Annotated in this window: 22 protein-coding genes and 3 pseudogenes; 11 read left to right on the top strand and 14 right to left on the bottom strand. The window is 68.9% G+C overall.

The features are described 5' to 3' along the window. Positions 1-2: 2 nt before the first annotated feature. Genes ABZU53_RS13235 through ABZU53_RS13225 form a run of 3 tightly spaced genes read right to left on the bottom strand, consistent with a single transcriptional unit; the run spans position 3 to position 2,890 of the window. Positions 3-1,163, bottom strand: a complete 1,161-nt coding sequence (locus ABZU53_RS13235) for a PTS mannitol transporter subunit IICB (RefSeq protein ID WP_354855659.1) — start codon at positions 1,161-1,163, stop codon at positions 3-5. A gap of 60 nt (positions 1,164-1,223) precedes the next feature. Further along, positions 1,224-2,132: a 1-phosphofructokinase gene (gene pfkB / locus ABZU53_RS13230; RefSeq protein WP_355065909.1), complete on the bottom strand. Its 909-nt coding sequence runs from the start codon at positions 2,130-2,132 to the stop codon at positions 1,224-1,226. After that, on the bottom strand, positions 2,129-2,890 hold the full coding sequence (locus ABZU53_RS13225) for a DeoR/GlpR family DNA-binding transcription regulator (RefSeq protein ID WP_354855661.1): 762 nt from the start codon (positions 2,888-2,890) through the stop codon (positions 2,129-2,131). The genes pfkB and ABZU53_RS13225 overlap by 4 nt, the downstream gene beginning before the upstream one ends. 409 nt (positions 2,891-3,299) lie before the next feature. Here ABZU53_RS13225 and ABZU53_RS13220 point away from each other — a divergent pair, with 409 nt between their 5' ends. Continuing rightward, positions 3,300-3,503, top strand: coding sequence for a hypothetical protein (locus ABZU53_RS13220; RefSeq protein ID WP_354855662.1), 204 nt, complete (start codon positions 3,300-3,302; stop codon positions 3,501-3,503). A 127-nt stretch (positions 3,504-3,630) separates the two neighbouring features. Here ABZU53_RS13220 and ABZU53_RS13215 read toward each other — a convergent pair whose 3' ends face one another. The 4 genes and pseudogenes from ABZU53_RS13215 to ABZU53_RS13200 form a co-directional block, all read right to left on the bottom strand. Then, the gene (locus tag ABZU53_RS13215; protein WP_355065907.1) at positions 3,631-3,897 is read right to left on the bottom strand and encodes an ABC transporter permease; all 267 of its coding nucleotides are present in this window, start codon (positions 3,895-3,897) and stop codon (positions 3,631-3,633) included. A gap of 101 nt (positions 3,898-3,998) precedes the next feature. Beyond that, positions 3,999-4,295, bottom strand: a pseudogene (locus tag ABZU53_RS13210) (ABC transporter permease); the annotation flags it as partial. Between the two features lie 45 nt (positions 4,296-4,340). Beyond that, positions 4,341-4,925 (bottom strand): phosphatase PAP2 family protein, encoded by a 585-nt coding sequence (locus ABZU53_RS13205; protein ID WP_355065905.1) that lies wholly within the window; start codon positions 4,923-4,925, stop codon positions 4,341-4,343. Positions 4,926-5,032: 107 nt separating this feature from the next. After that, on the bottom strand, positions 5,033-6,280 hold the full coding sequence (locus ABZU53_RS13200; protein ID WP_355065903.1) for a hypothetical protein: 1,248 nt from the start codon (positions 6,278-6,280) through the stop codon (positions 5,033-5,035). 478 nt (positions 6,281-6,758) lie between these two features. On the opposite strand from ABZU53_RS13200, the gene ABZU53_RS13195 reads away from it, so the two are divergent. The 4 genes from ABZU53_RS13195 (at position 6,759) to ABZU53_RS13180 (ending at position 10,608) form a co-directional block, all read left to right on the top strand. Beyond that, positions 6,759-7,253: an SMI1/KNR4 family protein gene (locus ABZU53_RS13195; RefSeq protein WP_355065901.1), complete on the top strand. Its 495-nt coding sequence runs from the start codon at positions 6,759-6,761 to the stop codon at positions 7,251-7,253. Between the two features lie 134 nt (positions 7,254-7,387). Continuing rightward, positions 7,388-8,491 carry an FUSC family protein gene (locus ABZU53_RS13190; protein WP_355065899.1) on the top strand — a complete coding sequence of 368 codons (1,104 nt, stop codon included), beginning with the start codon at positions 7,388-7,390 and terminating at the stop codon, positions 8,489-8,491. 170 nt (positions 8,492-8,661) lie between these two features. Next, on the top strand, positions 8,662-9,546 hold the full coding sequence (locus ABZU53_RS13185) for a class I SAM-dependent methyltransferase (protein WP_355065897.1): 885 nt from the start codon (positions 8,662-8,664) through the stop codon (positions 9,544-9,546). A gap of 648 nt (positions 9,547-10,194) precedes the next feature. Next, positions 10,195-10,608, top strand: a complete 414-nt coding sequence (locus ABZU53_RS13180) for a carboxymuconolactone decarboxylase family protein (RefSeq protein WP_354855690.1) — start codon at positions 10,195-10,197, stop codon at positions 10,606-10,608. Positions 10,609-11,106: 498 nt separating this feature from the next. On the opposite strand, the gene ABZU53_RS13175 is transcribed toward ABZU53_RS13180, so the two are convergent. The 3 genes and pseudogenes from ABZU53_RS13175 to ABZU53_RS13165 form a co-directional block, all read right to left on the bottom strand. Then, entirely contained in the window at positions 11,107-11,484 is a 378-nt protein-coding gene (locus ABZU53_RS13175; RefSeq protein ID WP_355065895.1) for a hypothetical protein, read from the bottom strand. Positions 11,485-11,507: 23 nt separating this feature from the next. Next, a complete protein-coding gene (locus tag ABZU53_RS13170) occupies positions 11,508-12,377 on the bottom strand; it encodes an ROK family protein (protein ID WP_355066033.1) in 870 nt (289 codons plus the stop codon). A 90-nt stretch (positions 12,378-12,467) separates the two neighbouring features. Beyond that, positions 12,468-12,632, bottom strand: a pseudogene (locus ABZU53_RS13165) (winged helix-turn-helix domain-containing protein); the annotation flags it as partial. A gap of 88 nt (positions 12,633-12,720) precedes the next feature. On the opposite strand from ABZU53_RS13165, the gene ABZU53_RS13160 reads away from it, so the two are divergent. From ABZU53_RS13160 to ABZU53_RS13145, 4 genes are all read left to right on the top strand, one after another. Then, positions 12,721-13,995, top strand: coding sequence for a DUF1479 domain-containing protein (locus ABZU53_RS13160; protein WP_354855669.1), 1,275 nt, complete (start codon positions 12,721-12,723; stop codon positions 13,993-13,995). 326 nt (positions 13,996-14,321) lie between these two features. Continuing rightward, a complete protein-coding gene (locus tag ABZU53_RS13155; protein WP_355065894.1) occupies positions 14,322-17,705 on the top strand; it encodes a hypothetical protein in 3,384 nt (1,127 codons plus the stop codon). A 4-nt stretch (positions 17,706-17,709) separates the two neighbouring features. Continuing rightward, positions 17,710-19,689 (top strand): pre-toxin TG domain-containing protein, encoded by a 1,980-nt coding sequence (locus tag ABZU53_RS13150; protein WP_355065892.1) that lies wholly within the window; start codon positions 17,710-17,712, stop codon positions 19,687-19,689. Positions 19,690-19,991: 302 nt separating this feature from the next. Then, positions 19,992-20,381, top strand: a complete 390-nt coding sequence (locus ABZU53_RS13145) for an OsmC family protein (RefSeq protein ID WP_354855674.1) — start codon at positions 19,992-19,994, stop codon at positions 20,379-20,381. Between the two features lie 515 nt (positions 20,382-20,896). On the opposite strand, the gene ABZU53_RS13140 is transcribed toward ABZU53_RS13145, so the two are convergent. After that, complete coding sequence (locus ABZU53_RS13140; RefSeq protein ID WP_355065890.1) at positions 20,897-21,094, bottom strand: transposase; 198 nt, start codon at positions 21,092-21,094, stop codon at positions 20,897-20,899. A gap of 149 nt (positions 21,095-21,243) precedes the next feature. On the opposite strand from ABZU53_RS13140, the gene ABZU53_RS13135 reads away from it, so the two are divergent. Continuing rightward, positions 21,244-21,693 carry a hypothetical protein gene (locus ABZU53_RS13135; protein WP_355065888.1) on the top strand — a complete coding sequence of 150 codons (450 nt, stop codon included), beginning with the start codon at positions 21,244-21,246 and terminating at the stop codon, positions 21,691-21,693. Between the two features lie 300 nt (positions 21,694-21,993). On the opposite strand, the gene ABZU53_RS13130 is transcribed toward ABZU53_RS13135, so the two are convergent. Together ABZU53_RS13130 and ABZU53_RS13125 are read right to left on the bottom strand one after the other, a co-directional pair. Then, complete coding sequence (locus tag ABZU53_RS13130; RefSeq protein WP_355065886.1) at positions 21,994-22,401, bottom strand: hypothetical protein; 408 nt, start codon at positions 22,399-22,401, stop codon at positions 21,994-21,996. Between the two features lie 114 nt (positions 22,402-22,515). Then, the gene (locus tag ABZU53_RS13125) at positions 22,516-23,232 is read right to left on the bottom strand and encodes a DUF899 family protein (RefSeq protein WP_355065884.1); all 717 of its coding nucleotides are present in this window, start codon (positions 23,230-23,232) and stop codon (positions 22,516-22,518) included. A gap of 137 nt (positions 23,233-23,369) precedes the next feature. Here ABZU53_RS13125 and ABZU53_RS13120 point away from each other — a divergent pair, with 137 nt between their 5' ends. Next, positions 23,370-24,290: an RNA polymerase subunit sigma-70 gene (locus tag ABZU53_RS13120; RefSeq protein WP_355065882.1), complete on the top strand. Its 921-nt coding sequence runs from the start codon at positions 23,370-23,372 to the stop codon at positions 24,288-24,290. Between the two features lie 11 nt (positions 24,291-24,301). Here ABZU53_RS13120 and ABZU53_RS13115 read toward each other — a convergent pair. Next, positions 24,302-25,549: pseudogene (locus ABZU53_RS13115) on the bottom strand (IS701 family transposase). Between the last annotated feature and the right edge of the window lie 254 nt (positions 25,550-25,803).

Below are 25,803 nucleotides of genomic sequence, written 5' to 3'. Positions count from 1 at the left end.
GTTCAGACCTCCTGCTTCGCCGGCTTGTCGAGGGTCTCGTCGGGGTCGACAGCCCTTTCCTGCTCTGGGCGGACAGCCACCTCTTCGTCCGGGCCGACAGCGTCCGCTGCGGGCTCGCCGCGCCCGAAGCCGAGCAGGGCCGAGGCGACCGCGAAGGTGACGGCGGCGGCGATCACGACGCCGAGAATGACCCCGAAGTGGCCGCCCTTGGGAGTGACCGCGAGGTAGGCGAAGATGCTGCCCGGCGAGGGGGTGGCGACCAGGCCCGCACCGGTGATCACGAAGGTGCCGACGCCGGCCGCGCCCCCGGCGATCATGGCGAGGATCAGCTTCGGCTTCATCAGCACGTACGGGAAGTAGATCTCGTGGATGCCGCCGAGGAACTGCACGATGATCGCGGCCGGAGCGCTGGGGCGCAGCGCGCGGGGGCCGAAGAGCATGAAGGCGAGCAGCAGACCGAGGCCGGGGCCGGGGTTCGACTCGATCATGAACAGGATCGACTTGCCCTTGTCGGCGGCCTCGGCGATGCCCAGCGGGCCGAATACGCCGTGGTTGATGGCGTTGTTGAGGAAGAGCACCTTGGCGGGTTCGACGAGCACCGAGGTCAGCGGCAGCAGGTCCTTGCCGACGAGCCAGTCGACGCCTGCGCCGGCCTGCTTGGTGAGCCATTCGACCACCGGGCCGATGCCGTAGACGCCGCCGATGGCCATCGCGGCGCCGATGATGCCGGCGCTGAAGTTGTCGACAAGCATCTCGAAGCCGGGGCGGATCCTGTTCTCGACCAGGCTGTCGAACAGCTTGAGGAGATAGGCCGTGAGCGGCCCAATGATCATCGCGCCGAGGATCATCGGCACGTCCGCGCCGACGACGAGGCCCATGGTCGCCACCGCGCCCACGACGGCACCGCGCTGGCCGTGGACCAGCCGGCCGCCGGTGTAGCCGATGAGCACCGGTAGCAGGATGCTGATGATCGGGCCGACCAGTTCCGCCAGGGTCTTGTTGGGCAGCCAGCCGGTCGGAATGAACAGTGCGGTGATCAGGCCCCAGGCGATGAACGCGCCGATGTTGGGCATGACCATCGCGGCCAGGTAGCCGCCGAGGCGTTGCACGGTGGCTTTGGGGCCCTGGCCCTTTACTTCTGGTGTGTAGGAAGAGGAGGTCACGGGGGTATCTCCTTCATGAGGGGCGGTCCAGACAGCCGCAGGGGGAAGAAGGTCGTCCGGCTAGGTGTGGATGGTGACGTCGTGGCGGAACAGATCCGCCGGCCCGGGCATCCGGCTGCCGGGCAGGCTCACCGCGGCGGCGCCCCAGGCCAGGCCCTCAGCGAGGGCGGCGGCACCCTGCGCCCCCGCAGCGAGGAACCCGGCGAGCAGCGCATCGCCGGCACCGACGGTGCTACGGGGCCGGGCGACCGGACAGGTGCCGGTGCGGACCCCTTCGGCGTTGACCAGGACAGCGCCGTCAGCGCCGAGGCTGGCCACGACGGTGCCGGCTCCCCATGCCCGCAGGCACTGAGCGGCATCGACCACATCGCCGAGGTCCTTCAGCGGGGTGCCGACCACTTCGGCCAGTTCGTCGCGGTTGGGCTTGAGCAGGGTCGCCCCAGCCAGAGCGGCCTCGCGCAGGGCAGGACCGCTGGTATCGACGGCGACCCTGACGCCGGCAGCGCGCAGCTTCCGGCACAACTGAGCGTAAGCGTCGGCGGGCAGGCCGGGCGGGACGCTGCCGCACAGCACGGCCCAGTCGGCACCGCTGGCGCGGGCGAGCACACGGTCGATCACCTCGTCGAACTCGGCGCGGCACATGGCCGGGCCAGGCTCGTTGATTTTGGTGACCGTGCCGTCGGGCTCGGCCAGGGTGATGTTGGAACGGGTCCGTCCGGAGATCGACACGGCGAGGACCTCCACACCCTCCGCCTGGAGTAGGCGGATGAGCTGATTGCCCTCGTCACCGCCGGACGGCAACACCGCTACCGACGGCACCCCGTTGGCCAGCAGTGCACGGGATACGTTGACGCCCTTGCCGCCGGGGTCAAGGTGAGCTGTGGCAGCCCGGATGACCTCGCCCCGGGTGAGTGAGTCGACCTCCACGGCCCGGTCGAGGCTGGGGTTGAGGGTGACGGTGACGATCATGCGCGTACCACCCGGACATTCGCGGACTCCAGGTCACCGACCAGGTCGACGTCGGCACGGCTGTCGGTGATGAGCAGGTCGACGTCGGCCAGCTCAGCGAACCGGGCGAAGTAATCGTTGCCGAGCTTGGTGTGATCGGCGACCACCACCGTGCGGCGGGCCGCACGAACCATCGCCCGCTTCACCGCAGCCTCGGACGGGTCCGGGGTGGTCAGCCCGCGCTCGACCGAGATGCCGTTGGTCCCGACGAACGCGACGTCGACGTAGAGGTCCGCCAACGGCGACAGCGCCCAGTCGTCGACGGTCGCCAGGGTCTTCCCGCGGACCCGTCCACCCAGCAGCAGGACGTTGAGGTTGGCATAGGTACCGAGGGTCGTGGCGATGACCGGCGAGTTGACCACGACGGTCAGCTCTCGGTCCACCGGCAGCAGCTGGGCCAGCCGGGCGGTCGTGGTGCCGGCGTCGAGGATGATCGCGCCCTCCTCCGGCACCTCGCTCAGGGCGAGCTTGGCGATGCGCTCCTTCTCCTCGATCAGCACCGCGTCACGCGCCGCCAGCGCGGGCTCGAACCCGAGCCGTTCGACCGGAATAGCTCCACCGTGGACTCGACGCAGCACCCCGGCCCGCTCCAGGATGGTGAGATCGCGGCGGATGGTCTCCGACGTCACGTTGAGCCCGTCGGCCAAGCCCGCCACCTCGACCCGGCCCATCTCTCGGGCGATGCGGAGGATCTCCTGCTGTCGTTCTTCGGCGTACATGTTGTTGTTTCACCGCCGTTTCGTTTTGCTTGTGCTTTGTTTACGCCCGACTTTAGGGGAAGTCAAGAGACGGACCACAGAAAGCCACACCGGTCGGCACCTGGCAGGACGAGCGGGACCTAGCTTGATCTTTAACCGTGCTCACGCGGCGTCGACCCTCGGCTGCGTGGCAGGCGCTGCCGCCTGCGAGCGCGCCCGTAGCTCCAACCCGATCCGCACCGATACGCCAGTAGGGTCATCGGGGCGGCTGCGGCCGCCCCAGCCCACGAGCAACTCAAGCCTCTCCGCGGGGCTCCGCATATGTGGACGTCGCCGTGCGCGTTGTCAGCCGTGCGCGTTGTCAGCAGCAAAGCCGCGGATTCCGGCCCTGCCGAAGCGGTGGAGCGTGAAGTGCGATTAGGGTCTACGGATGCGGGATGACATCGTTCTGCGGCTGGACCGCGCAACCGCCGAAGATCTGTACGTCACGCTGCACGAGGCCGGAGAGCACATTGCGGCTGGCGCAGCCATCACTCCGCCCACCGCCGAGGAGACCGAGCGGCTGGGCACCCTCCTGCGGGACCTGGGCCACGCACTTGGCCGTCGCTGTTCTCCATACCGCGAGCACCTCTAGTTGGTGGAGAGTCGCCCGTATTCAGCCAACATCACACCCACGGCCACCTGGCTCGAGGTCGCGGTCTGGGTGGCGTACGCGGCCGGTGTGCTGTTCCTGTAACTCCGCCCGGCCCGGCCGCGGACGGCTATGGAGCCACCGGCCGACGAAGCATCCCGCCGGCAACCAGTTCCAGAGTGAGCCCGACGACGATCGCCTCCGCCGCCAGCAACGCGATCAGCACCAGCAGCTGAGTGGCGCCGGCCTGCACGGCGGAGCCACCGCCGAGCAGCACTCCGACGAAAGCACCGGGCAGCGTGACCAGACCCACGGTCCGGGTCTGGTCCAGGGCCTGACCGGCGACAGGCCGGCACACCTCGAGCGCGGCCTCGCGAGGCAGGAAGCCGAGCGCCAACGCCGCCTCGTACTCGCCCTTCCGATCCCGTAACTCATTGGAGTCCGACGGCCAGACAGCGACGTCGCGGTCATCGCGCCGCCGATCAGGATGCCGGCGATCGGCAGGACCGCCACCTCGGTCAGCGGCATCGTTCCGGCCCCGACGATCAGCGCGCCGACCGGCAGCGCCCCGGCCGTGATCGGGATGATCGCGAGCCACCCGAGCCGGAACGTGCTCACCCTGCGGGCCGCGGTGACGCCGGCGACCAGCAGCATCACCGCGAGGAACCCGGCAGTGGCCCACCAGGAACGCAGCACGGCGGCGATCAGCAACGAGACGACCACCAGCTGCAGGATCGCCCGGAGCGACGCCGTCGCGCCCCCACGGCTTTCCCCGAGCCGGGCGACCAGCGCCACCAGCACGACGGGCCAGCGTGGGTCCGGCGGAGATCGTTCCCTGATTCACCAGAGCACCCACGCATTGAGAGAAGAGACGGGCTCTACGTTCTGGTGCGCTTGCCTGTTCGTGGCCGCGAGCGCGAGCCCGAACCGCGCGGCGGCCACCACTTCGAGGACCGCCACACCGCCGATGATTGCCCCAGCGACGATGTCCCTCGGATAGTGCACGCCGACCCAGATCCGGGCGAAGCCGATCGCCAGCGCCGCGACGGCCAGCACGACACCCCAGCGGCGGCCCAGGAACGCGTACACGCCGAACGCCAGCGTAAACGCCGCCGTTGCGTGATCGCTGGGCAGCGAGACACCGGGGTCGTGCGCGATGAGCTGGTGCACCTGATGGCTCTGGAACGGCCGCCCCTGGGCGCTGATGTGTGAGAGCACGACGGCGAACCCGAACGCCAGAACGAGCGCGGCGCCGAGCTGGACCACCGGGCGGATCCGACGGTCGAGCAGGGCCCGGCCCCCGAGCACGGCGGCGACCGCGAAACCCGGATAGATCAACCAGGTCGCGGCGAACTCCATCACGTCGTCTACGCTGTCGGCCCGACCCGCGGCGCCGTTGATCAGTTCGACGAGCTGATAGTTCACGCTGGCCAATCTCCCTGGGTGGCGCATTTAAGAGGTGCTGAAAGCCGTGGGCCGGCCCATCCCAGCGGGGGCACTGAGATGGGCCGGCGGCCTGGGTCGGCGTGGAGTCACACGCCGTCGAATTGGTTCAGGGTGGTGGTGAGGGCCCGCAGGTTGGCGGAGCAGTCGGCTGGGCTCGGCTGTCCGGCTCGCAGCGAGGTCAGGACGGCATCGATTTCGCTGTCGAGCCTGTGCCAACTCGCCGGATCGCGGGGTTTGAGGCCGGCCTCGGCGTCGTCCCAGCGCACCTCCAGGTCCTTGGCGCGGGTCCGGCCACCCGCGAGGTCGTTACGGGCAACCATGGCCTGCATGTCGCCGGCGATCCTGGCGAAGCCGGTCAGGTCTCCCAGGCGGGTAGTGGGGTGCACCGGCTGGGCGGCAGCCTGCGTCGCCCCGTCGGGCTGAGCGACGGTGACGGTCTGCGCGTCCGTGCTGCCTGCCCCCGGGCGGAGGGCGCTGAGGCCGAAGCCGGCGATGACGACAGCCGCGACACCGGCGGCCGCCCAGGCGTAGTCCGGGCGGCGTCCGCCGAGCGGACCGTCACCCTTGGCCGCCACCCCGTGCCGATTGGCCAGCACCTGCTCCCGGCCAACCAGCACCAGGATGACCGCGAAGAACAGCAGGCTGGTCGCGCTGCCGCCCAGGTCGAGGCCACCGAAGTCCTTGGACTGGGTCAGCAGGTCGCCCAGGGACGCGCCGAGCGGGCGGGTGAGGACGTACGCGATCCAGAACGTCAGCACGGTGGAAGCGCCGGCGCGGTTGCCGATCCAGGTGAGCAGGATGAGGCCGCCGAAGATCAGTGTGCCGTTGCGGAAGCCCAGGCTGAGCGCCTCGGTGGCCAGGTCGCCGGCCGCGGTGCCGAGTGCGAACGTGGTGAGGATCGCGGCCCAGTAGAAGCCCTCGCGCCGCGGTGTGTCGATCGAGGTGATCGCCAGAGTGCGCTCCTGGCGATACCAGATCATGAAGACCACGGCCAGGATGACCGAGAAGACCGCGGTGCTGACGTACAGGCTGACGCCGAGGGTGTCGGTGAAGAAGTCGGTGATCTGGGTGCCGACGATGCTGACGAGCACCACGCACAGCCAGTAGATCCACGGGGTGTACTTGCGCGTACGGAACTGCACGGTGAGCGCGGCGGCGAGCACGGCGATCATCACCGCGGTGGTGACGAGCGGGCCGAGCCCCACGTTGACGGAGAGGTAGTCGGCGAACGTCTCCCCGATCGTGGTCGACAGGACTTTGATGACCCAGAACGTGGCGGTGATCGCCGGCACCTTGGTCAGCCAGCCCCGCGAACGCGTTGCCAGGTACTCCATGAAAACTCCAGTCGACGCTCGGACGACCGCGGTCGGCGGCCGGTGACGTTGACCAAGGTGCGGCATGCGGCCTGAAAACTTGCTGAGGACCACGGCGGGCGGATATCCGGGGGAAAGGCTAATTTTCGGGGTGAGCAGGTTGCTGGTGGTGGAGGACGACACCGGACCATGCCCTGGGCGTTTCCGATCGACCGTCGGCCGTTCATTCTGATCACGGACTTCATGGGCCTCGCGAGGAGAGCCCAGGAGCGAGCGGTGTACCGACGGGTCAAGGAAGAGAAGGGAAAGCCGGTGGAGCCAGCGCAGCCGTGGGAGAGGGCCGCAGTAGAGCTTGACGCCCAGTTGTGGGCGTCGCTGTACCGCCCCGGCGTGGACGCGCTGGCGTTGGCACGCCGAGTCGTCGAGGTTCAGGCACGCTCATGCCGGACGTCCAGCTGGGCCCGTCAATTCAGCCTGGCAGAGCGACTACCGTCGACGAGTGCTCGATCCCACGATCATCTTCGACACCTCCGGTCCGTTGGAAAACCCGCTCACCGACGAGCTTCTGCGTGAGGTGCAGGCGCAGCTCGGACACAAGCTACCCGCTGCGTACGTCGACCTGGCCGGGCGCCACAACGGCGGGGTGCTGGCCCGGGACGCCCACCCCTCGCCCAGCCGGACCTCCTGGTCGGCAGGCCACGTGGCGGTGTACACACTGGCGGCGATCGGTGACACCGCCTCCTTCAGCCTGTGCGGCGAACTCGGGAACGCGTTCTGGACGACGGAGTGGGCCTACCCCGACATCGGCGTCTACATCGCCGACTGCCCCTCAGCGGGCCACGACATGATCGCTCTCGACTACCGATCCCCCGGCGAGCCGACGGTCGTACACGTCGACCAGGAGTGGGACTACCAGATCACCGTCATCGCCCCCGACTTCGAGACGTTCCTGGGCGGCCTCGTCGACGCGGCCGAGTTCGACGGAGACGACTGACCGCGACCGGCCTTCCATCCCGAGTGCCGCCCACCACCTGACGATTGAGCAGGTCACGGGCGGGGTAGTGCCCGTTCTCGCGGAAGATCAAGCGGCGGCCGTCCCCGGTCCGCTGGGCGGAAGGGGTATCACCGGTGCGGACGTGGGGGCGCGACGCCGTCGCGCGGTTGCGGGGCGACGGGATGACCGTGGTCGAGCTGACCGCCGCCGCGGTGGTCGCCTGGATCGTGGCAGCGGTGGTGATCCGTCACCCGGACCCGTTCTACGCCCCGACCGCTGCGCTCGTCGTGCTCGGTGAGTCCCGCGGTCGACGGCTGCGTCAGACCGTCGAGATCCTGCTCGCCGTGGCCGCCGCCGTGCTCGTCGCGGAGCTGCTGGTGTACGCGCTGGGCCCGGGCACCGGCACGGTCCTGCTGGTGCTGGTACTGACCACCACGACGCTCGTGGTGATCGGTGCCCGCCGTGCCCTGGTCGTGCAGGCCACCGTCTCGGCCATGTACCTGGTCGTGGTCGCCGCACCGCACGGGACGCTGATGCCGTTCCGCTTCGTCGACGCGCTCATCGGCGGCGCGGTCGCGTTGGCCGCCAGCCAGCTGATGACCGCCCGCGACCCGCTGGCGCCGCTGGTGGCCCAGGCTCGGTGCAGCTACACCGACCTGGCCGACCTGCTCGATGAGGTGAACGCGGCGCTGCAGGGCTGCGACGAGGATGCCGCCCGCGCCGCGCTGGACCAAGCCCGGCAGGTGGACGACTGCGTCGCCCAGCTGCAGACCGCCGTGCTCGCCACCGGTGAGACGCTGCGGCTGGGGCTGCGCCGCCGGCACCTGGGCAAGCTCGCCGACGTGGAAGGGACGCTGCGGCAGCTCGACTACGCCGCCCGCAACATCCGGGTGCTGGCCCGGGCCGCTGTGACCCTGACCCGCCGGCACACCGCCACACCGCCGGAGCTGGCCGCCGCGATTGGCGCGCTGACCGCCGCCGTACGGTCGGCCGGGGAGGCGCTGGCCAGCGACCTGAGCGGCGCCGACGCCGACCGGCATGCGCAGCGGGCCGACGCGGTGGCCCTGGAAGCGGTCCGGATCGCCGCGGGCCTGCTGCGGTCCGATCCGCCGCTGCCGGTCACCATGATCGTCGGACAGATCCGGGCGACCGCCATCGACCTGCTGCGCGGCGTCGGCCACGACGACATGACGGTGCTGGACCGGGTGGACGAGGCGCTCGGCCTGAGCCGGGCTTGACGCCTGTCGTCCGGCCGGAGACAACGATCCGCGCCACAACGTGATGCCGCGTCACAGCGTCCGGCGCCACCGCCTGGCGGCGACCGACGACGGCGTGGCGTTGCCCGACTCCACGTTCTCGCTGTTCGCGAACGATCGTCCGGGTATGCGTCGGGGGTTACGCTGACCCGGTGGCGAGGGACAAGTGGGCCCAGTGGCTCCTTGCCCGCCGGGACGGCAACAGCGCGGGCCTGCGCGCCCGTAACGCCCTGGATCTGGCGGCGTTCCGTGATGGCGTCCTTGAGGGAGCCGGGCTGGTGGCCGACGACGTGGTCCTCGACGTGGGCTGCGGGACGGGACTGATCGCGTTCGGCGCGCTGGATCGGCTCGGCCCGGACGGCCGAGTCATCTTCAGCGATGTCTCACCGGATGTGCTCGACGAGTGCCGGCGCACCGCCGGTGGCGACGAGCGGTGCAACTTTGTGGTCGCGCCGGCCGATGACCTCGCCGGAATCGCTGACGCCTCTGTCGACGTCGTGACCACTCGCTCGGTGCTCATCTACTCCGACCGCAAGACCGCCGCCTTCGCGGAGTTCTTCCGGGTCCTGCGGCCGGGCGGACGGATGTCCCTGTTCGAGCCCATCAATGGCTTCGCGGAGCGGCTCCGGCCCGATGATCTGTTCGGCTTGGGCAACTCGCCCGTCAACGACCTGATCGCCAAGGTCAGCGACGTCTACCGGAGCACCACCGCGGAAACCACCCGACCGATGATGGACTTCGACGAGCGTGACCTGGTCGACTGGGCAGTATCCGCCGGCTTCGAGGCGGTGGAGCTGAGCTACCGCGCCCAGGTCGACGTGCCCGCCGACCCGATCGGGGACTGGGAGGCACTCAAGCGAGTGGCACCCAACCCCCTGGTCCCCACGTACGGCGAAGCGATCGCCGCCGCCCTGACCGACGACGATCGCGAGCGTCTCGACACATACATGACCGCCCTGGCCGCGGCCGGTACGCCGACGCGGCGCACGATGGCCACGGTGTTCCTTCGCGCACGGCGTCCACACGGGTACCGCTGAGGACGTACCGCGTCGCCCCGCATTCACTGACCCGACGGACACACGTCTTGCGCTGGCCCGGTCGTCCTCAGCAGGACCACCGCCTCGCCCCCTTCAACCATCGCGAGCCCGAGCTGCAATCGCGCTGGTTGCGACAGGCACGGAGGCCTGTCAGTCGCGACGGCCGTCGGTCAGGTGGAGGTGACGTAGTCCCGGACCAAAGGCGGCGACATGCTCCGCTGTGCCGTGGTGCGCGGCGGCCCCTGCCGAGCCGCCCCCTGGCGGGCATCGGGGAGGTCCGCACACTCGGCCAGCAGCCGACTCCTCAGTGCATCCGTCTGCTCCCCAGCCTGCTCCCCTAATATTGGCACGACACCGCCGGCAGCCGTCAGCGAGCACGGTCAACTTGATCAGCGCCTGACGCCCTTGGGTCGGGCCGGCCTCCTGCTTCGAGGTGCCATCGCGACGCCGCGCAGGCTGAGGTGAGCGCGTCGGCCTCGTCTCGGGCGGCGTCCTGGTTCGGCAAAGCAGCTTGGAGGACCTCCTCCTTGATCTCACTGGCCGCGCCCCCTATCGACCGACGCGCGGGACGCGACCCGTTTGTCCGGCACGGCAATGGGTACCCGCCGGTCCAGCCGACAGGACGATTGGCAGAGGTGGGGCGTGAGCATGGCGGAGGACGAACAGTACGAGCGGGGTCTTGAGGCGCTGCGACAGGCCGACGGCGGCGCCGCGCAAAGACTCCTGGAAGCCCTCGCCGACGTCTCGCCCGAGCTCAGCCGTCGCTCCGTCGCCTGGTCCTACGGGGATCTCTACGTCCGGCCCCAGCTCGCGCGCCGGGACCGGGAGCTGCTCACCCTCGGCATTCTGACCGGCCTCGGTGATGCCGGGGCCCAGCTAGAAGTGCACGTCAACGGGGCACTCAACGCGGGCCTGACGCCGTCGGAGATAGTCGAGGCGCTGCTGCAGGCGGTGGTCTACTGCGGCGTGCCGCGGGCCGTCAACGCCACGCTCGTCGCCAAGAAGGTCTTCGCAGAGCGCAACCTGCTACCTGTCCCGGCAAGCCCCACCCCGGCCGGCTGACCTCGCCGTCGTCGCTCACGCGTCGCCGACACAGCTGATAGCGCCCGCTCACGTCGCCCGGTCTGCTGCCGGCCCGAGGCGACGGTGCCGCGCCCGAACGGCGGCACCAGGGGCTGCCTTAATCTCGCTTAGCACCATCGTGAACTGCTTCGGCTTTTCGAGGGCCTGACCGGGGCACGACGAAGGCAGCGGCGTCGCCGCTCCGAGCGGTAGGAGCGGAGCGTCGGCCGCTCACGCCGATCGGTAGGCGGTCAGCGAGCAAACAGCGGGCTGCGCCGTCGACGATGAGACGTGGTAGCAGTACCTGAACATCGAGAACCGCAACATGCTCAACTGGCCATGTGGTCAGCGCCCGGTCTCGATTGACGGAACTACGGCGAACCCCATCAAGCTGACCCGCAACGCTCCACATCGATCTACAGCACGCCTACAAACGTAGCCTTACAACTCCTAATAAAAATGATGTTGTGGGGCGGTTTCGTGCGTGGCATCGCTTGATCAGCTCCGAGGCATCCCACCATGCGGACTGTTGACGATGAGCGGCACGCTGTCTGGTGCCAGGAAATGGTGACCCTCGAAGTACTCCAGGTGAACGTGGCCGCCGTCGTCCATGCTGGCTACATCGCGTAGCAGGTCGGCGAGGAGCGACCGGCTTTCCGCGCCACCGTGGATGCTGAGATAGCTGCGATCGTCGACACCAATAACGACGGGGCCCTGCGTCACTTCGATGAGCACACCCCGTAGATGCCGAGGGTGAGCGGACGGCGCAAGGCTCAGCTCGCCTCCGCTTGCTACCAGGTCAGCGAGGTGACAAAGGTCTGCCCGGCCACTCGCGACGTCGACGCCTTCGGCGGCAGAAAAGTAGTCAAGCTTCACCCCGCAACCGTAGGCTGCCGCGCCTATCTAGTGCCTTGACCACGAACGTTCACGGTGTTGGATGTCGTGATGGCTGACCGGAGGCGGTTGAGCGCCTCCGCGCGCACACCGGCCAGAACCGGCTCGCCGGTCAGCACGGCGGGCCGCACGGGGACCTCGCGCGGCATCGGTGTTGTCGCCGAGCGGATGCTACCGATCAGGGCAGGGCCCCACGAACCGCCAACAACGATCTCCTGCGGGTCGGCAAGCGCGACCACGGCGGCGACGACACCGGCAACGGCCTGGCCGATGAGCTCCCGCGTCGCGGGGTCGCTGTCGAGGAGCCGCTCGACGTCGATCGCGGTCGAGCCGTCGCGGCGCAGACCCAGCTCGCCGAAGACCTCGATCAACCGGACCGCGCGACCACCCGGCCCGACGGTCAGCAGGTGGGCGATCTCACCGGTCAGGCCGGTATGCCCGCGGCGGACCTCGCCGTCGCTGACGATCGCACAGCCCAGCCCTTCACCCAAGTAGAGGTAAGCGAAGTCGCGGGCGGTGTTCCGCTCGGCCAGCGCCGCCCAGTTCACGTCGTTGTCGACGACGACCGGGCCGCCCGCGTGCGGCGCGAGGACGGCGACCGGGTCGAGGTCACCGACCAGGAAAGGTGAGTCGGGCAGCTGCACCAGGCGGCCGGTGGCGCGATCTACCGGGTCAGCCGCGCTGACGACGGCCAGCCGGGCCGGCCGGCCGGCTGCGGCGAGAACCTCGACGGTCGCGGCGGCCAGCGCATCGGCAGCCTGGCTCGGGCGGGCCGGCCGGTCGATCGGCCGGACCGCGCGCGACACCGTGTCACCGTAGATGTCCAGGCACTCCGCCACGACACCCTCCGGAGCGATGACGACGGCCAGCGCCACGCCCACCGCCGGCGCGAGCGCATAGTACGAGCCCACCCGACCGCGACCGCGACCACCCGGGGTGCGCTCACCTGTGTCGGCCACCAGGCCGCGTTCGGTCAGCCGGCGCACGCTCTCCCCCGCGGTCGGCTTGGAGATGCCGATCTCGACGGCCAGCTCGGCGCGAGTAAGTCGACGGTGCTGCATCAACGCGCGAAGCACGTGCTCGTCGGTGAGCGACCGGACGATCTCCTGCGACGGCAAGGTGGGCTCCACGCCAACATTCTAGTCAGGGCTATTGCCTAGAAGAGGCTCGACCCAGTAAAGTCTTTCAAGTAACGGGGGCTAACTAGAAGGAGACGCCGTGTCGACCAGCACCACACTGCCGCACTGGGAGCAGACCCCCGCCGACCTCAAAGCGGCCACCCGGGAGATCAAGGCCGCGCTGCGCGCCCGGATCGAGGCCTCCGGGCGTACGGTCGATGAGGTTTTCGCCGTCGTCGAACAGCGGGTCCAGGCCGCCGTCGATGACATCAACGCCGCCCGCCGTCGCGGCGAGAGCGTCTGGCCGGTCATCGACTACGCCGACATCGCGAACTGCACCGTCACCGCCGGGCAACTCGACCTGCTGCGCCGCCGCGGCTGCCTGGTCGTGCGTGGCCACTTCGACCGCGACCAGGCCCTCGCGTGGGACCAGGACATCGTCGACTACGTCGAGAGCAACAACTTCTTCGAGAACTACCGCGGCCCCGGCGACGACTTCTTCGGCAGCGTCGGCTCCAAGCCCGAGATCTACCCGATCTACTGGTCGCCCGCACAGATGCAGGCCCGCCAAAGCGACCGGATGGCGGCCGTCCAGGCCTTCCTCAACAGCCAGTGGAAGTCGGAGTCTGACGGCGTGCAGTGGTTCGACCCGAACAGGGATTCGCTTTACCCCGACCGCATCCGCCGCCGCCCCGAGGGCGCCGACTCTGCCGGCCTAGGCACCCACCTCGACCCCGGCACCCTGGACCTGTGGATGACCAGGGCCTACCAGCAGGCGTTCCGGCACCTGTTCGACGGCAGCGTCGAACAGTACGACCCGTGGGACGCCGCGCACCGCACCGACGGCCCGCAGTACCCCGGCACCACCATGTGCTCGGCATTCCGCACCTTCCAGGGCTGGACCGCCCTGTCTGACATGGCCCACGACCAGGGCGTGCTGCACACCGTGCCGATTCCCGAGGCTATGGCGTACCTGATGCTGCGCCCACTGCTGTCTGACGTCCCCGACGACGACATGTGTGGCGTCACCGTCAACCAGGTCTTCCCGGCTGGCCACAAGTGGCACGCCCCGCTCATGGAGGCACTGGCCGGCATCCCCGACGTGCAGGCCGGTGACTCGGTCTGGTGGCACGCCGACATGATCCATAGTGTCGCGCCGGTCGAGTCGCAGAAGGGCTGGGGCAACGTCATGTACATCCCCGCCGCACCGTGGTGCCCCCGCAACGAGAAGTACGCCGCCAACGTCCGCGAGGCGTTCCTCAGCGGATCGAGCCCTTCGGACTTCCCCGCCGAGGACTACGAGCGCGAATGGCCCAACCGCTTCCAGCCCGAAGACCTCAACGAAACCGGCCGCCGCGGCCTCGGAATCGCCTAGACATCCACGAACGCTGCACGACTCTTTCCGGCCCCTGGGATCTGCGCCGTTGACCGGCATCCGGACCCACAACGAGGATGGAGGCGTCAGCGGGCCCGCGGCGGTTCAAAATCCCATGGACAAACTTAAAGCCCTGACCAGCGTTTCCGCTGGTCAGGGCTTTTTCTCTGTCGGGACCTCCGGATTCGAACCGACGACCCCTTGACCCCCAGTTTTACAACGATTCTGTCACGCCGTGCCGGGATAGGTTGAAACATTCCTAGAAGGGGACAAGAACGGCGGACACAAATGCCGTTCCATGCCGTGGATCACCGCCTCATCCACCTATGGCGATCCCCTCCGCTACCGGGCTCGTTACCGCGGATCGTCAAGCGCTTCCCGTGCCAAGAAGTCCGGACGAACTCTTGTCTTGCACGACCGCCAGCGGCTCCAACCACCGGTCTGTAGACCGACGCGTCCGCGGTGCTGGGGCGTCCGGTGTCCCCCGGGGCCAGCGAAGGCACCGCCGCGAGCCGCGGCACATCAATCGCTCCAGACGAATCGGCGGCCACTGCGGCCGACAAGGTCCTCGAGGTGTCCGATCGGTCCACCGCCGATGGAGTACCCGTCACGCAGTGGTCCGACCTGAGCCTCGCCAACCAGCGGCGGCGCGTCATTCCTGGCACCTGAGCCGTTCCGAGCAGGTCGGTCAGCATCATCGCGAAAGGCCGTCGAGCACGACAGGCAGTGCCGTCCACGTCGCTGGTGACCTCGCCCGTTGTCGGCTCGGCGAGGCCGCTATCCGACAGACACTGTGCGCACGCGTCGCGACGTCCTACAACAGACTTATGCCAGACAGTCAGACCGTCGATGCCTTCAAGTTCGTCGCTGTACGTCCGCCGCAACTGGTCGGGCAACGTGAGGCGGCCCTCGGCCTGATCACCGACCAGCGCAGAGCCCCCGGCGGCGGGTCGCTCGCCGGCAACGATGATGGCGAGTCCACGCGGCACCCGGACCCGCGGCTGGCCGCGCTGGCCGAAGCGGCCCGCGCGCTGGCCGACCACTTCGGCGCGCAGCCCGGCGGCGACCCGCTGGGCGACGCGGACGCGGAACTGCGTGACGTGCGCGCCTTGGCCGACCGCGATGCCGCCGAGCTGGCCGGGACGGCTTGGGACGCGCTGTACCGGGCGTATCGTCAGGGCCCGGCGGCCGGACCCGACCTGGAGACGCCGACGGCCGCGCTGCGGGCACTGCACTTCGCCGCACTGTGGCGCGCCGACGCGGCAACCACCGCCGCCGACGCGGTGACCGCGCTGGGCGCCACCCCGGTTGTGCCCGCGGAGCTCGCGGTCGTCGAGGCGCCCGAGACCACACGCTGGCGCGGCTCCGCCTCGGTGGCAGGGCACGCCGAGGTGTCCGACGAGCCGGTCCGCGCGCTTCTGCGGGAGGTCGCGGCGACCCGCACACTGCTGGACGCCGTACGGGCGAACGCCGCGCCGATCCGCGAGCGGGTGCTGTCGGAGGAGCCAACCCAGCACGGCGACGTGTTCCGCAACCGGATCACGCTGGGACGCGTGGCGAGCATGGCCCGGATATTCGATGGCAACCTGCCCGAGGAAGCGCGGAGCGTCGCGGCCCGTCTACGGATCGGGGAGGCCACCGCGGTTCCGACGGCGACCGCGACCGCTCAAACGCACCTGACCACGCTGCTGCGGAGGGTGGACGCTCTGCGTGACGACCCGGCGCTGCGGCGCGAGTTCCGGGCGCTGTCGGGCACGCTCGATCTGCACGACGTGGGCACCATCGCGCCGGGCCTGGACCTCCCGCCGATCTTCGATGCCGACCCCGACCCGGGCACCAGCCCCGACGTGGATGTCAGCGGCCGGATCCGGCCACTGGGCGTCGGCGACCTGAAGGTGGTCAAGCAGACCCTGCTCGGGTACGCCCCGGGAGAAGTTGCACACATAGAGAACGTGCTCAAGGGCGAGCACCGCGAGCGGGTGCACCGCATGCTGGACCGGGTCGAGACCACTTACTTCGAGTCGTCGGAGGAGGTGAACGAGACCGAGCGTGACCAGCAGTCCACCGACCGGTTCGAGCTGAAGAAGGAGGCGGACCGGACCGTCAAGGAGGACATGAGCGTGCAGGCCGGAGTGACGGTGACCGCCGCCTTCGGGCCGGTCGTCACCACCGCGCACGGCGACTTCGCCTACGCGACATCCAAGCAGGAGTCGACCAGAAGCAGCTCGAACTTCGCCCGCGATGTGGTCGACCGCTCCGTCACAAAGATTCAGAAGAAGGTGAAGACCGAGCGCACCACCAAGACTTTCCACGAGGTCGAGGAGACCAATACCCACGGCGTCGACAACGCCCAGGGCGCCGCGCACATCACCGGCGTCTACCGCTGGGTAGACAAGCGCTACCGGGCACAGGTCTACAACTACGGCCGGCGGCTGATGCTGGAGTTCATCGTGCCGCAGCCGGCGGCCTATTGGCTCGCCTCGCAGCTGCGGCCGAAGACCGTGGTGGGCGCTGAGCCGCCGATACCGCTCGTCAACGCTAAGAACCAGCCGCTGACCGCCGCCGACCTCGACGAGTCGAACTACCAGACGTTCGCCAGCCGCTACAACGCCCAGGGAATCACCACGCCGCCGCTGGAATGGACGTACGCGGCGACGTCGTTCGAGCAGAGTGGCGTCGACAACGGCAAGACCGTATCGAAGATGCTCAAGGACCTGGTCGTGCCGGACGGCTACACCATGATCTACTACATCGCCAACGTGTCGCTGATCTACGTGGTCGGCGGGCCACGGTTCTCGATCCAAATCGGTGACGACGCCGCCGAACTCATCGCCAGCACCGCGGTCAAGCAGGGCGGAGTGCACACCCTGGGGTGGGCGCAGTCCTCGGAGACCTTCGACAACCCGACAGGGCCCATGGCGGTCAGCTGCATCGGGTACGACATCAACGCGTACTCGGTCAACGTCGGCATCAACTGCTACCGGAACGACGCGCACCTGCAGGACTGGCAGAACAAAACCTTCGAGAAGATCAGCACAGCCTACCTGGCCATGAAGACGGCGTACGACCAGAAGGTGGCCCAGGCCGGCGCGCCGGAGGGGGCCGTGGTGATCCAGGGCCGCAACCCGGCCACCAATCGGGAGATCGAGCGCACCGAGCTAAAGAAGCTGTGTGTCACCATGATGACCGGCAGTCACCTCGGCGACTACAACGCGATGACGGACCCGGCGGACGCCCCGGCGAAGCTGCCCGAGGTCGACGTGTACGAGGCGATGGCAGAGGGCCCGGTCATCCAGTTCTTCGAACAGGCCTTCGACTGGCCGCAGATGACCTACCTGTTCTATTCGTACTTCTGGGGCCGCAAGACTAAGTGGACCGAGGCCAGCAACCGCTCCGACATCGACCCGTTGTTCGCCCAGTTCAAGCAGGCAGGCGCGGCCAGGGTGGTGGTCCCGGTGTCGCCCGCATACAACCTGGCGGTCGCGTACTTCCTGGCCCGCAGGAGCCCTCGTCTGGCCGACCGGGTCTGGCTCGGCGGCGAGCCGCCAACCATCGACGACCCGCTGTACAAGTCGGTCGCCGACGAGGTGCGGGCGCAGACCGACGACCTGGCCGGCGCGTTGCCCGAGGGCAGCCCGTGGGAGTTCACCGTGCCGACCACGCTGGTGTGGTTGCAGGAAGGCCCCGAACTCCCCGTCTACCCAGCCTGACTCCATGGCCATCGACCTGGGCCCCTACCGGCGAATGCTGACCTCGGCTCGTGTCGAGTTCGAGGCCGGCATGACCGGCGGCAGGGCGAGCGCCTTCGAGCTGGCCGTGCTGCGCGGCGGGGTCGCCATCATGGCCGAGGATCTCGCTCGGCGGCCTGACTCCCTTGCCGCATACGAGCATCGCAAGGAGGGCGGTCTCTCCGGCCCGGAGCTGTGGAAGGTCACCGCGCGGCGGCAGGCGGCAGCCCCGCTGCGCCGCCGTGAGCTGACCCCGGAGGCCTTCACCGCCAAGAACAACGAATACCTGGCGCTGATGCGGATGCTGCGCGAACGCGCCACCATGCCCACGCACCTGGTCGTCGATCGCACCCGCAAGCGCGTACTGCTGGTACAGGAACACGACCGGGCATCGGCGGTGCCAGGATCTCCGGTGCCTCCCACGCCTTCTGTTCCCGACGCCCTCGACGCCATTGCGGCGACCCTGGCCGCGTGGGTGATGGCGCACCAGGGCGACGACGACTTTCTCACCCTGCCCGCGGCCGAGGGTATGAGCCGGATGCTGGCACAGCGCCAGGACCTGCTGGTCACGCTGCGGATAGCCCAGCAGCAGCCCACCGACACCAATTCCTTCCCGCTGCCCGTCGAACACCGTCCGGCGGTGCTGGAGGTCGTCGAGTTCGGGATCGCCCTCATCCCGGTCGTCGGCACCGCGGTTGCGATCTTCGAGGCGGCCTTCGGGTACGACATCTTCGGCTACGAGCTGACCGAGGTCGACCGGTGCATCATCGCCGCGGGCGTGCTGCTGCCGTTCGCCTCCCGGTTCGTCAAGGGCGGTCGGGCGCTCTACACCGCAGCGCGGATGGAGCGGCTGTACGGGCTCGGCGCCGCACGGTGGAGCCTCGCCCTGGCTGCGGGTGAGAAGGTCAGCGAGGACGTCACTGGGCGCCTCGCCATCTCCGAGGCCCGGACCCTGATCGCGGCGGGAAAGAAGGTCGATTCGGCGCTGGCGGCGAGGGCCGTCACCGCGCTGGAGAGGATGGGCGTCAAGCGGGGCAGCCCGCGGGGCATGTCCATCGCCACGTACGTCGCCGACTCGCTGAAGAAGCTCGTCAGCGGCACGGCAGTGCTCAGCGAGCTGGACCATCTGGCGCTGATGCGGGTCGTTGAGAAGGGCCCGAACATTAACCTGATGAAGGGGCAGCTGCTGGAGGAGTTCCTGGAGGCGCGGATCGCGGCGTGGCTGCGTGATCCCGCCGGGGCGCGTGCCCTGGGCATCCACATCCCCGCGCCCCAGACGCTGGAGTTCATCCCGGGCCACATGATCCGTGACGCGTCGGGACGCCAGCTCACCGACGGCATACTGGCCCACCGGCAGAACGGTGAGCTGATCATCGTCGCCGTCTTCGAGGCCAAGGCAGGCAGGCACGCCGCCCGGGAGTTGAAGATCGCCTCCGGCGGCATCAGTTCCCTGTCCCAGGCTGAGCGCGCCGAGCTGCGCGCGTATGCCCGTGACGTGCTGCGCGCCCGCAACAACCGGGCCCGGCTGCGCGGCGAAAAGTTCCCCACCAGGGCCGACGAGGTCGACGCGGCCCTGGACAGGATCGAGCGTGAGGTCGTGCTGAGCGAGGAGGGCGGGCAGGTCCGCCGCGACATCGAGCGGCTGGCGGCCAATGAGGACGGTACCGCGGCAGTGGTCCAGGTCGGTGAGGAGTTCCTGCCGGTGCGGGTCTCCCCGAAGGACACAAAGGTCTTCGGTGTACTTCCCAGGGATGTGCCGGTGGGGAACATGCAGGAGCAGCTCACGGGACTGGGCTACAACTTCGAGGTGCTCGGAATGAATGTGACGCAGAAGGAGCTGGTCGACCTGTCCAACAGCCTGCGCATCCACGTGCCGCCGGAGCACCTGCTGGGCCCGGCTCCCCTGCTCCCCCGCGGCGTGCCCGGCCAGGCCGTCCCGGTGCCCGCCACCGGCCAGCCGAAGTAGCAGCCCCACCGAACAGGCCCCATCCGGCAGCCAACCAGTCCTGTCGGCGTACGGGTCCAAATGCACAAGCAGGTACGGCTGGAGCGTACAGAGGTCGACGCTCCAGAAGGGGCGACGACGTCTGTCGAGCACCTTCCCATGTCGCATGACGGACCGCCCTGCCGACTACAATCCGTCACCGCTGGGGTGGTCGCGCTCGCGCCGGATCGCGGCTAGAAGCGGATGTCTCGGTATCTGGTGGTGATGCTGGTGACGGGCGACAATGAGCCGGTCGGGTGAGGCAAAGCGGACAGGGGCAACCGGTGGAGCGATTCGCGGTCGTGGTCGGCGCCGGCTCGTTCAGATCAGATGACGGTGGTGCGATCGGGTTCCCTCACCGCTGGACACCTGAGGGCGTCACGGTCGAGGCGGACTTCACCGGGGCACACCTGTTGCACCTCGCCGCCGCTGGCTGCGTCCTGAATGACATATATCGGGAGGCAGGCGAACTCGGCATCCGGATCGACGGGGTACGTGTATCGGCCGAGGGAGGTTTCGACACGCAGACGTGGATATCGAGCGGCATCACCTACCAGGTCGAGTTGAGCTCGCCCGCGTCCGGCGACGAACTTGCCACGCTGCTGGATCGTGTCGACGATGTCGCCGAGATACCGCGGGCGATTCGAGCCGGGACCACGGTACAAAGAAGCTGACACGCCTCTCGACTCTCACATCACCAGCGGTCACGCCGGGCATCGCGCGAGGAGAGGCTAAAAGGGGCATGGGTGGGCGCCTCCTCGGCATCCGGGTCCCGGCGCTGACCGCGTTCCACCCGCACCCCCACATCGACTACTTCCTGACGCACATCTTCTGCCACCCGGACCAGGTCGAGCGGACCAGGCGCGGCCGCGGACGAGCTGGTAGCCCAGCTCGCCGCCGAGGGCACCCCCCTCGGCGCTGCATAGGGTGCACCGTCACCGATCGTCGACCCTGGCACCATCCACGTCATGCGCGGCGACCCGCTCCACCAGGCACTAACAGCGAAGCAGACCAGGCTCATCTGACCCACGTACGAAAGGGTCCGGTCCGGGCCCACCGCGGTGATCCGGCGAACACGGTGGTGCCCACTGCGGCAGCGTGGACGTGGACGCGGCCGACCCTGCAAGTGTCACCCGGTACCGTGCCAAAAATTGTGTTGCAGGCTATGAGCTGCGGATTTGTGAGCGGATCAAGCGGCCCTGTGATACTCGTTGATGAGGCCACCAAGGATGCGGCGCCGGCGGATCGGCTTGTCGATCGCGACGACCGCGCCGCCGGGGTCGTAGTCGGGTGGATGCTGCTCCAGGCCCTGGTGTGGCCGGTGCCAGTCGAAGTGGTCCTCATAGTCACGGAGCACCGTGCGGGCGTGCTGTTCGTTGTAGATCACTACGACCCGCACAGCGTGCCGAACTGGCCGCCCTGCTCACGCCCATCGACCCGAAGGGGTCACACCCGTGGGAGGCCAACGCCTTCGATGCTGGAGCCCGGCACACCGACCGGTACGTCCGCTGGCTCACCGATCCGGACCCGCAGCTGGTGGGGTACGCCGCCGAACTACTCGCCTGGTTCGCGCCCGACGAGGCAGCGCTGGCCGGGCTCATGGCGGTCCCGGATGACGCGGCCCGCGCCGCCACCCGGGCCAGCGCCAACCTGACCCTCGCCCACTGCCCGGTCGGCTCGGAGCGGGTCGACGCCCGCCTCCGCGAGCTGCTGTCCGCGAACGCTGCGGTCGTCCGGGTCACGGCGGCGGTGGGGCTGGCGTACAGGCTCGGCGACCAGCTACCCGACCTCGCCCTCGACGTCCTCACCGACGCCCGCAGCTCGGACTTCGATGCCGAAGTACCCGGCTGGGACCGGTCGGTGCGCGGGTTCGTGGCACTCGCTCGGTCTCGGCTGACTTGCCGCCGCGACACACGGTTTTCAAAGGCAGTAGCCTCAGCACGCACGCCCTTCTTCTACCACGGTGTATGTGCAGTGAGTCGCTGACGGGCCGCTCGGTCATTCCGCACATGTTCCGGATCTTGCGGATCAGGCTGTCATCATTTCGCCTCGGCAAGCTCCGCCCGCCGCGCGCGCTGTCTTGCCGACATATCCTGGTTCGGCGCGGCCCGGAGTGCGAGTCATGGACGCCTGCGGGGCGAGGCGGAACATAGTTTCCGCTGATCAGACGGGGCATCGTCTGAGTACCGGGGTTACATCCCTCCGGGCCGTGCTCATATTGTGCCAGCCCCCGCTCTTACGGCCTAGTACTCCAACGTCACTTGATCTGCCGGCTGGCTTACTCGGCTAGCTCATGAAGAAGATCATGGCCGCGAGGCTTGCCCCCATGGCCAGGTGCTCCCAACGGAGCAGGTCCGTGATCGGTCGATTGCGCAGCCGGACGAGTGCGGCCGCCATCCAGCAGAGGTAAGCCGCCGTGGCGGCGCGTAGCAACACGAGCGCCGCGTCATGGCCGGTGACGATGCCGTGGTCCATCCGGGGCCCGGCGGCCATGTGGTGGATAGCCATCGACCCGCCGTGTTGATGCATCAGCACGGCGAGCGCCATGAGCACGGCCCCGGCCGTACGGTGCCACTCCACCTCCGGGCCGGGCTCGGTCGGACCGCTGGTGACGAGTGCCGCCGCGAAGGCGAGGAGCAGCAGCGCGCCCGCGTACTGCACAACCGGTGCGGCGTCGAGGGTCACCGCGACCATGACAGCCACCATCGCACCCGCGAGCATCCGGGCCCTGCGGGACGCGCCCGCCCGCGGCACGACGCAGCAGCAGGCCGACACCGCGGCCGACCCGAGCATGATCATCTTCGAGCGTCAGGACGTCACCGCCGGCGTAACGGCGGGGCGTGACCATTGGGCGGTGGGGCGGCCGTTGAGCCGCCACGGGTGACCACTGACCCGCGGCCAACCTTGGGGTGAGTTTTCCCAGTTCTCTTGCCGGCCGTACACGGTGAGGTCCAAGGCGTGGTAGCTGGTCGTCAACGCCTCCACGCCCCGCCCGGTGGTCCAGTAGGTTTCGTAGACCTGGTCGCCGTCGCGCAGGTAGCAGGCGATGAACCCGAATTCGCGACCGTCGGCCAGAGCCGGGTCGGAGTCTTTCGCCGAATACCAGGGGAACGGGTAGCCCATGAACTCCGCGAACGGGGCACTTTCGTCGTAGGGGCCCTGGCAGAACACGGCGTAGGTGACGTCCCGGGCATGCAGGTAGTCCAGCATCTGCATGTGACAGGTCGAGAAGGTGCACCCCTCACACTGATCCCCGTACGGTTTGCCGTCGTGCCACATGTGGAAGTAGGCGATGAGCATCCGGCGGCCCTCGAAAACCTCCACCAGCGGGGTGTCCCCGCCGGGGCCCTGGACCGTCACCGTCGGCATCAAGGTCATCGGCAGCTGACGACGAGCGGCTGCGATCGCGTCTCCTTCGCGGGTATGGGCCTTCTCCCGGACCAGCAGTTCGTTGCGCTCGCGCAGCCAGGTCTCCCGGTCGGCGACCGGGGGCGTGGCTGCGCTGGACGCGGGGGTTGCCGTCATGGCTGTCTCCTTCGTGGGGTGGGGATTGGTCACAGGTACAGACGACCGAGTCGGCGATCGTCATCGGTGACCGATGACGGATGGGGTCCGCGGTCGTCAGTACGGTTGTGAGGACCATTCAGCCCCGGGGAGATCACATGTCCGACTCGCCTGACGAGCAGGCGGTCTGGCTGCAGCGCGCCTTCGACGAGCACCGGCGCGAGCTACACGTGCACTGCTACCGCCTTGCAGGGAACGTCACCGACGCGGACGACCTGGTGCAGGAGGCCTTCCTGCGTGCCTGGCGGGCTCGCGACCGCTTCGAGGGTCGGGCGTCGGCGCGCACCTGGTTCTACCGGATCGCCACGAACGTCTTCCTCGACAGCCGCAAGGCGGCCGGTCACCGGACGGTTCCGTATGGTGACCCGCTGGAGTGGTCCACCGAGCTCGGTCCCTATCCAGACGCCCTGTTGGCCGACGATCCGCAGACCGGTCTCGCCGCCCGGGAGACCGTCGAGCTGGCCCTGATCGCAGCGCTCATGTACCTGCCGCCGCGGCAGCGGGCGGCCTTCGTGCTGCGCGACGTCTACGGCTGGACGCCGCAGGAGATCGCCGGCGCGCTCGACACCGCCGTAGCGGCCGTCAACAGCCTCCTCCAGCGGGCCCGCCGCACCCTCCGGCGGCGCGCTCCGTCGGACCCACAGGACTGGCGCCGCCCGCAGCTCACCAGCGAGGACGAAGAGATCCTGCGCCGCTACGCCAACGCGAGGGACCCGAAGACGGTCCGGGCACTGCTCGCCGAGGACGTACGGATCACGATGCCGCCCGAGCCGCCGGTCGTCGGGATCGACGCGGCCGCGGAGTTCCTCGGCCGACCGCTCGACTGGCGTACCTTCCCCACCTCGGCCAACGGGCGCCCGGCACTGATCAACTATCTCCGCCGGCCCGGCAGCCCGCACTATGAGGCGCTGGTCGTCGACGTACTCCGGATCGAGAACGGGAAGATCGTAGAGAGCAACGCCTTCATCGGTGCCCGTCACGTCGCCGCCTTCAGCATGCCCGCCACGCTCGAGCCCTAGACGAGTAAGTCTCAAGCTAAGTGGCCGAGTCTGCGCTGGTAGTGGGATCGCCGGGCTCGGGCTTGGGATGTTCGTCGCCAGGTGGACCAGTACAGGGTGTGCGCTGGGGGTAGTGGCAGGGCGAGGACGAAGGCGTTGAGGAGTCGGCGGATCTCGGCGACGGTCAACGCGATGATCTCCGGGTCGGGGTCGGGCTGCTGCGCGGTGGTGGCGGCGAGGATGGTCAGGACGGCCAGGGCGAGCATGGCCAGGGTGATGAACCGGTGCCAGCCGGTCCAGCCGCGGACCTGGTAGTGGTCAAGGCCGACCTGGCCTTTGCCGGTTTGGAACAACTCCCCGACGCTTCAGCGGGATCCGGCGACGGTCACGAGGGTGTGCAGCGGCACCAGGCGAGGTGACCCGCACAGGTAGAAGGCCAGCTCGCCGGTGGTTCGGTTGCGGCGGATGAGCAGCCACCGGTGCTCACCGGGGCTGGTGGCGGTGGTGACCCAGGCCCACAGATAGTCGCGGGGACCTTTCGCTCCCGGTCCGCAGCTGTGCTGCTGCCACTCGGCGGTGGGTATCCGGTCGGCGAGGTCGTCGACGCGGATCAAAGTGCGGCCGTCGTTGACGTGCACGCGTCGGTCGCAGCCGACGGCCAGGACGTAGCCGATCCCGCGGTGTTCCAGGTCAGCGCGCAGGCCGGGGTCGGCGCCGTAAACCTCGTCGCCAGTCACCCACCCGAACGGGACACCGGCGTCCAGCGCAGCGGCGATCATCTGCCGGGCCAGGGCAGGCTTCGTAGCGAACCCGACGTCGTCCGGGACGCCGGCGGCGGTGAGACGGTCGGGGCGATCGCACCAGGATGTCTCGGGTAGGTAGAGCCGGCGATCGATCATCGCCCGCCCCGCCGGTGACACGTAGGCCAGGAACACCCCGACCTGGCTGTTCTCGACCCGGCCGGCGGTGCCCGTGTACTGCCGCTGCACCCCGGCCGAGCACACGCCCTTCTTCAGGAAGCCGGTCTCGTCGGTGACCAGCACAGCCTCGGGGTGGCCAAGCTGCTCGATCAGCCAATCACGCACGTCATCGCGGACGGCGTCGGCGTCCCACACCGCCGTACGCAGCAGCCGCTGCATCGCCTGCGGATCGTCGTGACCCGCCCGTTCGGCCAACGACCAGCAGGTCTTACGTTCCACGCCCGACAGCAGCCCTTCCACGAACTGCCCGGCGGTCCGACGGGGCTCCGCCCGCACGAACCGGTCCGCGACACGTGTCACCGCCTCGTCCAGGATGACCCGTCACCCGGTCGGGTCTACGCTGTGGCACACGGCCACCGCACGATCTTCGGTTGTCCTCACAAACCATCGATGATCAACGCGGTGGCTGTCCTCATGCCCGCGCCACGCCCAACGCCGAAGCCAAGTGACGTTGGAGTACTAGTTCTTCCTGTTGCGACCCTCGCCCGCCCGGGGACTTCTCCTTGCCTCCGCGAACCGGCCTCTTAAACACGATCCTGACAGTCTCAACCGGG

It is taken from the genome of Micromonospora sp. NPDC005194 (assembly GCF_040608335.1).
Lineage (GTDB): Bacteria > Actinomycetota > Actinomycetes > Mycobacteriales > Micromonosporaceae > Micromonospora.
The sequence above is the reverse complement of the archived record's forward strand: the minus strand, read 5'-3'. Positions and strand labels throughout refer to the sequence as shown.

Coding starts and splice junctions, on each gene's coding strand:
- pfkB (WP_355065909.1), bottom strand. CDS start 2,132: ATGATCGTCACCGTCACCCTCAACCCCAGCCTCGACCGGGCCGTGGAG.
- ABZU53_RS13225 (WP_354855661.1), bottom strand. CDS start 2,890: ATGTACGCCGAAGAACGACAGCAGGAGATCCTCCGCATCGCCCGAGAG.
- ABZU53_RS13220 (WP_354855662.1), top strand. CDS start 3,300: ATGCGGGATGACATCGTTCTGCGGCTGGACCGCGCAACCGCCGAAGAT.
- ABZU53_RS13200 (WP_355065903.1), bottom strand. CDS start 6,280: ATGGAGTACCTGGCAACGCGTTCGCGGGGCTGGCTGACCAAGGTGCCG.
- ABZU53_RS13180 (WP_354855690.1), top strand. CDS start 10,195: ATGGCGGAGGACGAACAGTACGAGCGGGGTCTTGAGGCGCTGCGACAG.
- ABZU53_RS13155 (WP_355065894.1), top strand. CDS start 14,322: ATGGCGATCCCCTCCGCTACCGGGCTCGTTACCGCGGATCGTCAAGCG.
- ABZU53_RS13150 (WP_355065892.1), top strand. CDS start 17,710: ATGGCCATCGACCTGGGCCCCTACCGGCGAATGCTGACCTCGGCTCGT.
- ABZU53_RS13130 (WP_355065886.1), bottom strand. CDS start 22,401: ATGGTCGCGGTGACCCTCGACGCCGCACCGGTTGTGCAGTACGCGGGC.
- ABZU53_RS13125 (WP_355065884.1), bottom strand. CDS start 23,232: ATGACGGCAACCCCCGCGTCCAGCGCAGCCACGCCCCCGGTCGCCGAC.
- ABZU53_RS13120 (WP_355065882.1), top strand. CDS start 23,370: ATGTCCGACTCGCCTGACGAGCAGGCGGTCTGGCTGCAGCGCGCCTTC.